The organism is Micromonospora sp. NPDC047467, assembly GCF_040643095.1.
In the GTDB taxonomy this organism is placed as follows: Bacteria; Actinomycetota; Actinomycetes; order Mycobacteriales; family Micromonosporaceae; genus Micromonospora.
Map to the genome: position 1 here is coordinate 855,062 of NZ_JBEYTO010000003.1, position 13,083 is coordinate 868,144.

Sequence of the window (13,083 nt, forward strand, 5' to 3'; positions counted from 1 at the left end):
GCGCGACCAGGGATGCCCGGGGCCACACAACCATCCCTCCCTCCCCAACCATCCCCATCCCTCCCTAACCGAAGGTCTTCCTCGACGCCGGGACGGTGGGCCACCGTGGTCGAACCGATCACCGGTGTCGACAGCGCGATGACGGAACGTGACAGACGCGGTTAGCGCCACTGGCAGTCGGTGACGGCAGAACGCCCGTGTCGGGATTCGGAGTAGGCCGTCCCGGATCACTCCTCAGAAAGGCTTGTGCGATGTACGGACAGGATGACCTGGCCCGCTACGGCTATCGGCAGGAGCTCAGTCGCCGGCTGCGGTTTCGGGACCTGGTGGCGTACGGCTTGGTGTACATGGTGCCGATCGCGCCGATGGCGATCTTCGGCAGCGTCTACGCCGGCTCTGGCGGCATGGTGGCCCTCGCCTACGCGGTCGGTGTGGTGGCGTTGGTGTTCACCGCGTTCTCGTACGCGCAGATGGTGAAGGCGTTCCCGATGTCGGGCAGCGTCTACAACTACGCGGGCCGGGGCATCAGCCCGCCGGTCGGCTTCCTGGCCGGCTGGGTGATCCTCCTGGACTACGTGCTCGTGCCCGGGCTGCTGTACCTGGTGGCGTCGGTGGCGATGCACGCCACTGTGCCGGCGGTGCCGGTGTGGCTGTGGCTGCTGGGGTTCGTCGCGGTCAACACGGTCATCAACTCGGTCGGCATCCGCATGACGGCGGTGGTGACCCGGGTGATGCTCGTCGGTGAGCTGGTCGTCCTGGCGGTGTTCCTGGCCGTCGCCGGCTGGGCTCTCGCCTCCGGTAAGGGCCGGTTCAGCTGGGACGCGTTCTACAACTCCGACACCTTCACCTGGTCCCTGGTGGCGGGGGCGGTGTCGATCGCGGTGCTGTCGTTCCTCGGCTTCGACGGGATCAGCATGCTGGCCGAGGAGACTCGCGACGGCGCGCGGCAGATCGGCCGGGCCATGGCGGCCGTCCTTGTCTTGGCCGGGGTGTTGTTCATCGCGCAGACGTGGCTGGCGGCGATGCTCGTGCCCACCGCCGACACGCTGCTGGCGGAGGGCGACGTGAACGGCACCGCCTTCTACGACGCCGCCGCCGTGGCCGGCGGAGGGTGGCTGGCCACCCTGTGCGCGGTGGCGACGGCGATCGCGTGGGGATTGCCGAACTCGATGGTCGCGCAGGTCGCCACGTCCCGGCTGCTGTACGCGATGGCCCGCGACCGGCAGCTCCCAGCGTTCCTGGCGAAGGTGTCGATACGCCGCAGCGTGCCGATCAACGCCACCCTTCTCACCGGCGTCGTCTCCCTCGGCCTCGGCCTGTACATGGCGACGCGGGCGGACGGGATCACCCTGTTGTCGTCGCTGATCAACTTCGGGGCGATGGTCGCCTTCCTGGTCCTGCACGTCTCCGTGGTCGTGCACCACCTGATCCGCCGCCGCAGCGGCAACTGGTGGGCGCACCTGCTCATGCCTGGAATCGGGTTCGTGATCCTCGCCTACGTGGTGGTGAACGCCAACATCGCCGCCCAGCGCCTCGGCCTGGCCTGGCTGGGCCTCGGCGTGCTGGTTCTGGCCGGTCTGTACCTGACCGGCCGCCGGCCGGTGCTGTCCGGCCTGGCCCCCACCCAGGCCGCCGGGCGTGACATGGAACGGGTGTGATCACGATGAGCCAGTTCACCTACCGGCCTGCCCGCGACGAGCTCGCCTACACCTTCGGCGGCCGTCTCCCGGTGGCGCACGTCCGCTCCGGCGACGTGTTCACCGTGCACACGCAGGACTGCTTCGGCGGCCTCGTGCGAGGACCTGCGGACCTGCCGTCGCAGGTGTGCCGCATGCCGTACCTGAACCCGGTGTCGGGGCCGTTCTTCGTCGAGGACGCCGAGCCCGGCGACACCCTCGCCGTACACATCATGTCGATCGAACCGGCCCGGGACTGGGGCGTGTCGGCGACCTTCCCCTACTTCGGGGCACTCACGTCGACCTCGCATACCGCCACGTTGCAGCCGCCGCTGGAGGAGCGGGTGTGGGTGTACGACATCGACCGCGCTGCGGGGGTGGTCCGGTACCGGGCCACCGCGAGTGAGCACACGGTCGACCTGCCGCTGGATCCGATGATCGGCACCATCGGTATCGCCCCCGCCGCCATGGAATCCCGGTCCACGATCGTCCCGGACTACTACGGCGGGAACCTCGACACCCCCGAACTGCGCGCCGGGACCACCCTGTATCTCGGGGTGAACGTGCACGGCGCGATGCTCGCCCTCGGCGACGGCCACGCCCGCCAAGGCCACGGCGAGGCCTGCGGCGTCGGCGTGGAGATCGCCACCGTCACCACCCTCGCGGTCGAGGTCATCAAGGGCGCCGACACCGCCTGGCCGCGCCTGGAAACCGACACGGCGATCATGTCGGTCGGCTGCGCCCGCCCCCTGGAGGACGCCTACCGCATGGCCCACCAGGACCTCACCGCCTGGACCGTCGACCTGTGCGGTCTGCAGACCCTGGACGCCTACCAGCTCATCTCGCAGGCCGGGCGGGCGCCCATCGGCAACGTCTGCGACCCCAACTACACCGTCCTGGCCGCCATCGAAAAGGCGCTGCTCCCGCGCCCGCTGCCCGCCTACCGTGACGCGCACGCACGGCTGCGCCACCTCGACGGCCGACGGTAAGGGCGGATGCCATGACCGCGTCGATACCCCGGCTGCCGCTGCGCGACGAGCTGTTCCTGCTCGGGCACCACGACGACACCGGCCAGCCGCACCTGCACCGCCATGCCTTGGCCCTCGGCATGGCCGGCGCAGTGCTGATCGACCTGTTCCTCGCCGGACGGATCACCCTCGACTCCTACGACGACCGCCCGGCCGCCGACCGGTGGCTACGCCTGAACTCCGACCAGCCGGTCGGCGACCTGATCGCCGACACCGCCCTCGCCACAATCCGCTACTCACGCGCCACCCCGACCGTGAAAGCGTTCCTGCGCAGCTTCGCCGACGACCTGTACGAACGCACCCGCGCCGGACTCGTCGCCGCCGGCATCCTGCGCCACACCGCCCGCCGCCGCCTCGGCGGCCTAATCCGCGCCGACGCCTACCTCGCCACCGACACCAAGTGGGCCGTCGTCGCCCGCGCCCGGCTGCGCTACCTCGCCGCCGGCCGTGAACAACCGGACAACCACACCGCCGCGCTCGCCGGACTCGTCGCCGTCCTCGGCCTCGCCGACCACCTCTACCTCGACGACGACACCACCACACTCACCGCCCACCTGAAGACCATCGCCGCCCAGCACCACCGCCCCATCCGGGAGATCACCGCCGCCGTCGACGCCGCGATCGGTGACCTCGCCACCGCCACCTACCGATAGACCGCCGAGGGAGACGACAACACCGTGGACTCAATCGTTCGTATCCGCGCCGCCCGCTGGACAGACAGGCAGACCGTCGCCACGTTGATCGCCGACGCCTTACAGCCCACCGCGCTCGGCGCCTGGCTGGTGCCCGATCCGACGCAGCGGCGCCAGGTGCTGACCGACGTCCTGGTGATCTGGGCCGAGCACGCCCTGTTCTTCGGCGACGTCCACCTCACCGACGACTGCACCGCCGCCATCGTCGGCTTCCACCGCTACCGGCCGATCCCGCCACCAGCCAACTACCCGACCCGCCTCGTTCAGGCCGCCGGATCCCACGCTGACCGCTTCACCGCCATCGAGGGACTGATCGCGCAGAAACAGCCCACCGAACCGCACTACCACCTAGCGCTCCTCGCCGTCGGCGCTGCCCATCAGAAGGATGGCCGCGGCAGCGCCCTGCTAGCCCACCACCGCGCCCGCCTCGACCGCCTCGACCTGCCGTCCTGGACCGCCGTTCCCACAGAAGCGGAGCACCTGCTCGCACGCTACGGATACACGCTCCGCCCGCCCCTCACCGCGCCGAACGGACTGAGCCTGCACCCCATGCGCCGCAACGCGCCCCATGCCAGCAGCCCCATGCCGATCAACCCCGCGCGGCCGGTCGGCAACCGCTGGCAAGACCAGCACGCCTGATACGTAAGCCGCCCGGCTTACCCCCATTTGGAGTGCTGCCGCAGGCTGCCGAGTTACTAACCCGTCCACCCCTCAACGGACAGATCATGGCCTTCCCTCGCAGATACCCGCCCGACCTCGTGGACGCCGTCGTCCAGCGCGTTGCCGCCGCCCGCACCGTTAAGGCGTACGGCGCGGTCACCACCGTCGCCCGCCAGTTGGACCTCGATCCCCGCCTAGTGCAGAAATGGGTTACCAAAGCCACCGCTCCACAGGCGCAGCAGGCGGACCGAGCGGCGGACGGCACCGGCCCGTGGGAGGTCTCTTTGTTCCCTGGGCTGCTGCACTGCAAATTGTGCCGCCAACCGCTGACCCAGGACGAGACAGCCGACGCGGCACGGGTGTATCGGTGCGGAGAGGACTGCTGGCGAGAACCAGTCGACGTCGTCGTCATTGCCGATTATGTCGGTCGAGCTATTCTGCGACACGCGCCACGGATCGTTCCTTCCTCAGCGGGGACACCCACGCCTCCATACGTGGCCGCCATGCATGCTCACCGCGTCCTGACACGCGTCACCGTCGGCGCCACCGCCCGCGATATCACCCTCGCCTGGCGCGCGGTTCCCCGCTCTAGTGGAGACCGGTGGGAGACCGAGCGCGCGCAGCGTATCGCCGCCGCCCGGGACCTGGCCTCCAGCGATCCGCTACGCGCCCGACGCCTCCTGCACGACAGCCTCACCGGCATCGACCCCGCCACCGCCCCGCCCCACCCGGTGTATGCCGAAGCCGCCATCCTCCTGACCGAACTGCACCTGCGGCTCGGCGAGCTCGACGCCGCCACCGCCTGGGCCGGGTACGCCCACCACAGCGCCGATCACCTTTACGGCAGCACGGACCGGCGCAGCCTGCACGCCCTGCACTTGTTCGCTGCGGCTCACCGCAGTGCCGGCCATCATCAACGCGCCTACCACCTCTATCGGCAGCTCGGCGAGCACCTCGCCAGCAGCGACGGCTCGCACGGCCACCGAACCCTCGCCGTTCACGCCGCTACGGCTCTGGTCCTGCACGACCTCGGCCACTGTCAGGCCGCCCGGAACCTGCTCGCCGACACCATCGCCACGCACCGCCGCGAGCATCCCGGACACCCCGCCACCGCCCGCATGACCCAGCACCTCGCTCGCATGTGGCAGGACTGCGTCACCAAGAGCCATCACCACGAGGACGGGTGAGTGCTGACCGGCCGCTGCGCGAGGGAGGCCCACCCTGCGCCTGAGGGCACCTTGGCGCCGTCGGTCGGCGACAACCGCCACCCGCGGATGAGCCGCATCGACGTGAAGGCCCAAACAGCTGGTCCGTTCGATCCGCCTCCGGTCGCCCGAGAAGGAGTAGCCGTGTCGCTGACCACCGCTCGCCCCGCCCTGCTGGCACAAGACCAGCCCATTGCGACGGCCCACCCGGCGCAGCAGCCCCCGCTGGCCCGAGCACCCGGCCGGATCGTCATCCTCGGGGCAGGGCTGTGTGGTCTGGCCTGCGCGGGCGAGCTGGCGCGGCTGGGTCACGCGGACTGGCTCCTCCTGGAGGCGGCGGCTACCGCAGGCGGGCTCGCCTCGTCCGTGACCGACTCGGCGGGCTTCACCTGGGACCTGGGTGGGCACGTCGTCTTCTCCCACTTCGGGGAGTTCGACCGGCTGCTGACCGACCTGTTCAGCAGCGGAGAGCTTCTGCGCCACGACCGGTCCTCGTTCATCCGCTTCCACGACCGGTGGATCCCTTACCCCTTCCAGCAGCACGTGCATCGCCTTCCGGCGCAGGACGCGGCGGCCTGCCTCGACGGGCTGGCCCTCGCCGCCCGGGAGGACAGCGTGGTCGCAGATGCCGACTTCGCGACCTGGCTGCGGGCAACCTACGGAGCGCCGCTGGTGGAGAGGTTCTTCGGCCCGTACAACACCAAGGTATGGGCCACGCCGCCTGAGCTGATGTCCTCCTCCTGGGTGGCCGAACGCGTCGCACCGGTCGACCTCGACCAAACCCCGACCGCCACCGCCGTGCAACGCCCGTCCCGGTGGGGGCCGAACGCCACCTTCGCGTTCCCCATCTCCGGCGGCACAGGGGAGATCCCCCGGCGCCTGGCCGCTCGTCTCGGCTCACGTGTGCGCACCCGTGCCCGTGTGGCCGCTGTCGACCCCGCCGCCCGGACGGTGATCCTGGCCGATGGCGAACGCATCGCCTACGACCATCTGGTGGCCACCGGACCGCTGGACCAGTTGGCGGCGATGACGGCGGGGGCTCCGACTCAGGTGCGGGCGGCGGCCGAACGCCTGCGCCACACCACCGTGGCCATGGTCGGCCTCGGCTATCGGGCGCCCACCACCGACGTCCGGTCGTGGATGTACTTCCCGCAGCCAGATGTGCCGTTCTACCGGGCCACCAACTTCGGCAAGTACGCGCCCGCGAACGTCCCCGGCTCGGGCACCCACATCTTCAGCTCCTGGATGACCGAGACCTCCCTGCCGGAAGGCACGTACCTCGACCGAGACACCTTGATCGACGCCTGCGACCAGGCGCTGCGCCGCCACGGCCTCGTCCCCGCCCACGCCCCGTTGGCCAGCGCTCACCTGGAGGTGATTCCGTATGCCTACCCGGTGCCCACCCTCGGCCGCGACGCGGCCTTGGGCGAGGTGATGCCGTGGATGGAGCAGCGCGGGATCTACCCGCGGGGGCGGTTCGGCACGTGGCGCTACGAGATCGGCAACATGGACCACGCCGTGAAGATGGGCATCGACATCGCCCGCCGCCTGGTGGAAGGCACACCTGAGGAACTGCTCGACACGCCCGCGGTCACGGCGGCGGTCAGGAGCCGCTCGTGAACGCCGCGACGGACGGCGAGCTGGTCTCGTTCGCCGGGCACAGTTTCAGCGTCCACACCGATCAGGCGTTCCGAGGCACCCAGGAAGCCCACCTACGGAGCTTCATCCCGGACGCAGACCCGGCGCCGGCGTGCGGGCATCTGACGCCGATCCGCGTCCATCACGATGAAGGTTTCTTCTACGCCCGGATGACCTACCTGCAGGCGAGCCGGTCGCGGGCGGTGCTGCCGTTCCGCGGCGAGCCGTACCGGTCCTCCCAAGTAGGGAGGGTTTCCTGGTGGCGGCCCGACCCCGACTCACACCTGCGTGAGGATCACTTGTACGCGCGGGATGCGAGGGGCCGGCTGCACGTCGTGCTGCATCCGGGGACCGAACACGGTCAGCGGTACGCCATGCGGGTCATCCGCGAGGTCGTCCTGCGCTGCGCCGAAGGTCGCGGCTGGACCGCCTTCCACGCCGCCGCCGCGGCGGTCGACGGCCGCGGCGTGCTGATCGCGGGCCCGTCCGGGGCAGGCAAGACCACCGTGCTGGCCGCGCTGGGCGCGTACCGCCAAGCGGACGTGATCGCCGCCGACCGCGCCGTGATCACCGGGGACGCCGAGCGGGTGGTCGGCGTCCCGATCTCCGTGCGCATCGCGGACGGCACCCTGTCGGCGCTCGGCCCGCGCCACGACCTGCCATCGCCTCGGCGGCTACCACCGGAGTTCGGCCACGCCCGCAAGGTCGCGTGCTCTCCGCGCGACTTCGCCCACGCCTTCGCCGCCCGGGTGCGCGACAGCGCCCCACTTCGGCTCGTTGTCCTCCCACAGCTCAGCGACGACAGCCGGAAGGTGCGCCTGGCGCTCTGTGGCGCACCGCTGGCCCGCGCGGCGCTCTCCGCTGTCGGCTGCACTCCCCACGACGAAGACTGGCTCCACCCGTGGTTCGCCGAGCGCACCCGCAGCCTCGATGAGCTAAGCCGCCAGGGCACGAGCTGCCTGGAGGCCCTGATCGCGAAGGTGCCGGTGATGAGGGTGACCGTCGGCGTGCGCACCCCAGGCCTGCTGCTGCAGATTGCCGACGCGGTGACGAAGGGCCTGACGTGATGCCTCAACGGATCGCGGTGGTCGGGCCAGTGGCCTCCGGCAAGTCCACCCTCGCCGCCGCTGTCGCCGCGCACACCGGCCTGCACCACGTCGACCTCGATCAACTGTTCTGGGGACCGGGATGGACCCCTGTCGCGGCAGCTGACTTCCACGCCGCCGTGCGGCGTGCGCTCGCCGGCACGGCGTGGATAGCGGACGGCAACTACGGCGGAAACGTCGCTGAGACCCTGCTGAAGCGCGCCGAGCTGACCATCTGGCTCGACCTGCCCCTACGGACATGCCTGCCGCGGTTGATCCGCCGCTCGATACGGCGCGCCGTCACGGGGGAAGAGCTGTTCGCGGGAAACCGGGAGACCTTCGGGCACCTGGTCTCGCGCGACTCGATTCTGTGGTGGGGGCCGGTCCATCATCACCGGCACCGCCGCCGCTGGGAACAACACCTTCACCCGCTCACGGCCGGCAATCTGCCGGTCCTGCGCCTCGATGATCCGGCAGCCGTAAGGCCCCGGCTGCGAGCCCACGGCCTACTCGCCCGTCAGGAGGCTGACACGTGATCGCCTCAGTTGTCCGCGTGCCCTGGCACGCCGCCCACAGCGGCTACGACCGGCTGCTGGACCACCTGCCCGAGGTCCGCCGGATCACGCCGCCCACCCGACGCCTCGCCCAGCAAGCGGCCCGGCGCGCGCACCAGATGCTTCGGCGCCGCTGCCCGCTGCCGTTCTACCCGGTCGAGCATTGCGCCACCGACCTCGCGCTTCTAGCCGCCCGCGGTCCCGCGCACGTGCTGTACGGGGATGAGCAGTTCTACTTCTCCCGCCACCGTCAAGGGTCCACCGCCGTCACCTACCACCGGCCCCCGGCACGGCTGGCAGCTCTCATGCCGCCCGCCAGGTGGCGTGCCGTCGCCGCGCACGCCGACCAGATCATCACTGTCGACCCGCGCCAGCAGGATTTCTTCGCCGACCTTGTTCCTGCCGAGCGGGTGCACGTGGTGCCGCACGGTATCGACATCTCCGCGTTCACCCCAGCCAACGACGTCTCCATCAATCGGCCGCTGGTGTTGACGGTCGGCTGGTGGTTGCGGGACTGGACCGTACTCGACACGGTGCACGAGCGCCTGCACCGCCGGCACGGCGTTGACATCAACTTGACCGTCGTCACCCGGCAGGCCCACCGCCGCGCCTGGCACCCGGCAGCCCGGGTCCTGCAGGGCATCAGCGAGCCGGCGCTGATCAGCCTCTACCGCGAAGCGGCGGTCCTGCTGCTGCCGCTGAAAGACGCCACCGCCAACAATGCGCTGCTGGAGGCGCTGGCCTGTGGCACCCCCGTGGTCGCCACCGACGTCGGCGGCATCTCACACTACGCAGGGAACAGCCCGGCGGTCGTGCTCACCCCGCCCGGTGACGCCACCGCCGCCACGGACGCGGTCGAGACCATCCTCACCGAGACCGGCACCTCTGATCACGCCGCACGGCGAAGCGCCGCCCGACACCGGGCGCAAACGTTCGCCTGGCCGCTCGTCGCCGACCAGATGCGAGCCATCTACCGGCTGCTGGAACAGCAATGAGCGCTACGGAGGTCTGGCTGCACATAGTCGTTCCCGTGGTGCTGGTCGCCTTGGTGGCCCGCGCGCTGTGGCTGAGCGTGGCGGTCGAGGCGTGCGCCCGCTGGCTGCTAACCGCGCCGGACCCACCGCCCGTCGACCCTGATCAGGCGCCGTGGCTGGTGGTCCTGCTGCCGATGCTGCGCGAGCAGAGCGTCGCCCCGGAAACCATCGCTGCCTTCACGGCGCTGACGTACCCGCACCGTCGGGCCGCCGTCGTCGTGATCACCACCGAACGCGAGACCACCGCCCGCGCCCGGCACCGCAGCCAACTCCCACCGCTGGCCGCCCATCAGCCGCTGCGGCCCGAGCACCTACGCGGGATCTTCCCGGCCGCTCAGTGCCGCGTCGTCGCCGAGCACGTCAACGCCACCCCGCACGCCGAACGACTGACGATTCTCACCGAGCGGTTCGACACCGAACCCACCACCGCCGAGGTCGTCGCTGCCCTCGCCGCCAACCAGCCGCCCGACCGGCTGCCGCTGGTGCACCTGCATCAACCCGACGTCGGCGGGCGCAAGGCCGGCCAACTGAACTTCGCCCTCGACCACCTCGATCAAGCGCTCGGCCCGCTCGGCTGGCACGAAACGGGCGACGCCGAGTCGACGTTCGTCGTGGTGTACGACGCCGACGCGATCCCCGACGCCCGCACTCTGTACGCCTTCGCCGCCGCAACCGCCACCCCGATCGGCAAGACCCCGGCCCTCATCCAGCAGCAGAGACTGCCGCTGCTGGCCCGCCGCCCCTTCCCTAACGGGCCGGTCGGCCTGCTCCTCACCGGCGAATGGGTGTACCAGCTACGACGGTCCCTCGGCATAGAACTCGCCCGTCTCCACCTCCACGCACACCTGTCCGGCTCGCCGCTACCAGGGTGGCTGCGCACGCTGCTGCGCCCCATGATCTACGCCGTGGGCTGCGGCATGGCTGTCCACCTTCCCGCCATCCGCGCGCCTGGCGGCTTCCCCGAACCGATGGAAGACCTCGGCATCGGACACCGATTCTCCCTGCTCGGCGCCGACCTGAGCACCACTACGGTGGCGGTCCTGGACGAGCCCTACACCGAACCCACCGGGGTGACCAACCTCCACGCGCTCGCCTTCACCGCCTCCGCCCGCCCCGACCGGCACGCCCAAGCCGTCGCCCACCTGCCCGCCACGATCACCCATCCGGCCAAGGCCCTCCTGATCGCGCGAGAGTGGGCAGACGAAGCCGCCTGGCTGCTCGGCGCACCCCTGGCAGCCGCAGCCATCGCCTCCGCCTGGTCGGCAGGACCCCCGTGGGCCGCCGTCGCTGCCCTCGGCATCCTGCTCCACGGCCCGCTGCTCACCGCCCGGCTGCTCGCCCTCGCCCCCGCGCTGCACGCCGCTGTCCGCCCGCCCCGCCCCACCGACCAGCTACCGCTGGCATCCCCCAACCACCCGGCCACCGTGATCGCCACCAGCCCGCTCCAACCGTTCGTCCGAATGGCCGGCCCCTGGAAAATGATCTTCCAAAAGATCGCAAGACGCCACCGCGGCTTCGGCAAGACTGAACGCTGACGCCCTCCCGCCCACGTCGAGCAAGAGTGGAGACCACTTCGTGGCCGAGCCCGTGACCCCGACCATCCGCACCTCCGCCAAAGCCGTCGTCATCCACGACGGGCGCGTCCTGCTTCAACGAGCCACGTGGGAAGGCATGGACTGCTACTTCCTGCCCGGCGGCGGCCAACACCCGGGAGAACCCCTCGACGCCGCCGCACGCCGCGAGGTCCATGAAGAGACCGGCCTGACCGTGCAGGTGATAAGCCTGCTCTGGCTACGCGAATACATCGGCGCCCACCACGAACACGCCGACACCGAAGCCGACACGCATCGCATCGAGGCGATCTTCCACTGCACACCAGAGGGAACGCCCGGACCGCTCAGCGGCCACGCCAGGGACGACCTGCAGACCGGACTGGAGTGGGTCGAACTGGAGAAGGTGCCCGAACTCAACCTGCTGCCCCGCGCCCTGCGGCAACTGATCGCCACGCTGGCCGGAAGCGACCCGCACACCGGCTACCTCGGCGACGTCGCCTGACAACCACCATGGCGGCACTCGACGGCCAGATCCCTGATACCGCTCGCGAACTCACCACCGGCCAGTCCAACCGAGTCTGGTACGTCGACGGGCCGACGCCGTACGTACTCAAGCACTACGGAAACGTCGCCCGCGCCGCCAACGAAGCCGCCGCCCTCACCCTCCTCGCCGCCCACCACGCCCCCGCACCCCGACTCCTGGGCGCCGACCCGAACGCAACACCGGCCTGGACCGCGCAAACCGCTATCGATGCCCCACCCGTGCCCGCCGACCAGTTTCTCGACCAAGATCGCCGAACCCCTCGCCGCCATCCACCGCATTCCCGGCCCGCACGCCGGCCGCCTCGCCGGCGCACCCCGCTACCGGACCTGGCGCGCCTACCTCCACAACCGGCTGCACACCTACACCAACGCAGCGCCGGACCTTGCCCCCGCCGCAGCCGCCATCCACCGCGAACTCAACACCACCAACCTCGACATCGAGCCAAGACTGCTGCACCACGACCTACAAGCCGGCCACCTCCTCCACACCCCGGAAGGACTGCTGCTCGACTGGGAACTCGCCGCCTGCGGCGACCCCCTATCCGACCTGGCCCGCCTCGCAGTCCGCCTCCAACTGCCTGACCCCACCCAGACGCTCTCCCTCACCCACCGGCCGCACCCAACCGGGGCACGCCGACTCAGCCTGTACTGGCGCATCCATCAACTCGCCGACGCCGCCCTCAGCACCGACCCGCAGGTTCGGGCCAGAGCCCTACTGGGTCGCTAGACGCCATACGGCCTCTCGTTTAGGCCGAACAGCGGAAACGCGAGACGGCGTTGTATCGTGTCGATCGTCTTTGACCTTGCTTGGTCTGATCGCTACTACCCCCTCGTGATCCGCCGTGTGCCCCTGCCCGCTGTCGCGGATCGCATGACATGTTGAACCGAGGCGAGGCAGCATGGGCGTCACGCAAGACATCACCGCGGCGGTGGCGGCGGTGGTGAACGCAGACTGGAACGTTCGCACCGGCACCGTGGTGCCGACGACGGACACGGTCACCTTGAAGAACGGCGCGGTGAGGTGGACGCCGTTTACCTGTATGCCGACATGGCCAACTCCACGGGTCTTGCGAGAGACTTCGACCCGAAGACCGCCGCGAAGGTCGTCCGCGCCTACCTGGACGCCACCTGTCGGGTCATCAAGTCCCGCGGCGGCGAGATCCGCAGCTTCGACGGGGATCGCGTCATGGCGATCTTCATGGGCGGGTCGAAGAACAGCAACGCCGCCCGATGCGCTCTCAACATCAACTGGGCGGTGACGAAGGTTGTGTGGCTGGCTCTCGAGCAGCGACTTCCCTCCCTCAAGAGGAAGGCCCTCTTACTGGGCGTTTTGATCTTGTCTGCGTGCGATTGGCGGCATTCGGCCCGCCGAATGCCGGGCCAGAAGAGCAGCCGACTCATCATCATCGGCACTA

The 13,083-nt window shown here is 70.2% G+C and carries 12 protein-coding genes and 1 pseudogene; all 13 read left to right on the top strand.

All coding sequences use genetic code 11. The annotated features are described in order from the left end of the window. Nucleotides 1-251 precede the first annotated feature (251 nt). The gene (locus ABZ780_RS12450) at nucleotides 252-1,658 is read left to right on the top strand and encodes an APC family permease (protein ID WP_357012782.1); all 1,407 of its coding nucleotides are present in this window, start codon (nucleotides 252-254) and stop codon (nucleotides 1,656-1,658) included. Next, complete coding sequence (locus tag ABZ780_RS12455; protein ID WP_357012783.1) at nucleotides 1,655-2,665, top strand: acetamidase/formamidase family protein; 1,011 nt, start codon at nucleotides 1,655-1,657, stop codon at nucleotides 2,663-2,665. Before ABZ780_RS12450 ends, ABZ780_RS12455 begins: the two co-directional genes overlap by 4 nt. Nucleotides 2,666-2,676: 11 nt before the next feature. Further along, nucleotides 2,677-3,357, top strand: a complete 681-nt coding sequence (locus ABZ780_RS12460) for a GPP34 family phosphoprotein (protein ID WP_357012784.1) — start codon at nucleotides 2,677-2,679, stop codon at nucleotides 3,355-3,357. Between the two features lie 24 nt (nucleotides 3,358-3,381). Beyond that, nucleotides 3,382-4,035 (top strand): N-acetyltransferase, encoded by a 654-nt coding sequence (locus ABZ780_RS12465; RefSeq protein WP_357012785.1) that lies wholly within the window; start codon nucleotides 3,382-3,384, stop codon nucleotides 4,033-4,035. 32 nt (nucleotides 4,036-4,067) lie between these two features. Further along, nucleotides 4,068-5,243: a hypothetical protein gene (locus tag ABZ780_RS12470; RefSeq protein WP_357012786.1), complete on the top strand. Its 1,176-nt coding sequence runs from the start codon at nucleotides 4,068-4,070 to the stop codon at nucleotides 5,241-5,243. Nucleotides 5,244-5,405: 162 nt separating this feature from the next. Next, the gene (locus tag ABZ780_RS12475; RefSeq protein ID WP_357012787.1) at nucleotides 5,406-6,881 is read left to right on the top strand and encodes an FAD-dependent oxidoreductase; all 1,476 of its coding nucleotides are present in this window, start codon (nucleotides 5,406-5,408) and stop codon (nucleotides 6,879-6,881) included. After that, complete coding sequence (locus tag ABZ780_RS12480) at nucleotides 6,878-7,966, top strand: hypothetical protein (protein WP_357012788.1); 1,089 nt, start codon at nucleotides 6,878-6,880, stop codon at nucleotides 7,964-7,966. The genes ABZ780_RS12475 and ABZ780_RS12480 overlap by 4 nt, the downstream gene beginning before the upstream one ends. Next, nucleotides 7,966-8,520: an adenylate kinase gene (locus ABZ780_RS12485; protein ID WP_357012789.1), complete on the top strand. Its 555-nt coding sequence runs from the start codon at nucleotides 7,966-7,968 to the stop codon at nucleotides 8,518-8,520. Before ABZ780_RS12480 ends, ABZ780_RS12485 begins: the two co-directional genes overlap by 1 nt. Next, a complete protein-coding gene (locus tag ABZ780_RS12490; protein ID WP_357012790.1) occupies nucleotides 8,517-9,533 on the top strand; it encodes a glycosyltransferase in 1,017 nt (338 codons plus the stop codon). Before ABZ780_RS12485 ends, ABZ780_RS12490 begins: the two co-directional genes overlap by 4 nt. Beyond that, entirely contained in the window at nucleotides 9,530-11,107 is a 1,578-nt protein-coding gene (locus ABZ780_RS12495) for a hypothetical protein (RefSeq protein WP_357012791.1), read from the top strand. Before ABZ780_RS12490 ends, ABZ780_RS12495 begins: the two co-directional genes overlap by 4 nt. Nucleotides 11,108-11,147: 40 nt before the next feature. Then, on the top strand, nucleotides 11,148-11,627 hold the full coding sequence (locus ABZ780_RS12500) for an NUDIX domain-containing protein (RefSeq protein WP_357012792.1): 480 nt from the start codon (nucleotides 11,148-11,150) through the stop codon (nucleotides 11,625-11,627). Between the two features lie 249 nt (nucleotides 11,628-11,876). Beyond that, a complete protein-coding gene (locus tag ABZ780_RS12505; protein ID WP_357012793.1) occupies nucleotides 11,877-12,395 on the top strand; it encodes a phosphotransferase in 519 nt (172 codons plus the stop codon). A gap of 294 nt (nucleotides 12,396-12,689) precedes the next feature. Next, nucleotides 12,690-13,083 (top strand): annotated as a pseudogene (locus ABZ780_RS12510) (hypothetical protein); the annotation flags it as partial.

Coding starts and splice junctions, on each gene's coding strand:
- ABZ780_RS12450 (WP_357012782.1), top strand. CDS start 252: ATGTACGGACAGGATGACCTGGCCCGCTACGGCTATCGGCAGGAGCTC.
- ABZ780_RS12460 (WP_357012784.1), top strand. CDS start 2,677: ATGACCGCGTCGATACCCCGGCTGCCGCTGCGCGACGAGCTGTTCCTG.
- ABZ780_RS12485 (WP_357012789.1), top strand. CDS start 7,966: ATGCCTCAACGGATCGCGGTGGTCGGGCCAGTGGCCTCCGGCAAGTCC.
- ABZ780_RS12495 (WP_357012791.1), top strand. CDS start 9,530: ATGAGCGCTACGGAGGTCTGGCTGCACATAGTCGTTCCCGTGGTGCTG.
- ABZ780_RS12505 (WP_357012793.1), top strand. CDS start 11,877: ATGCCCCACCCGTGCCCGCCGACCAGTTTCTCGACCAAGATCGCCGAA.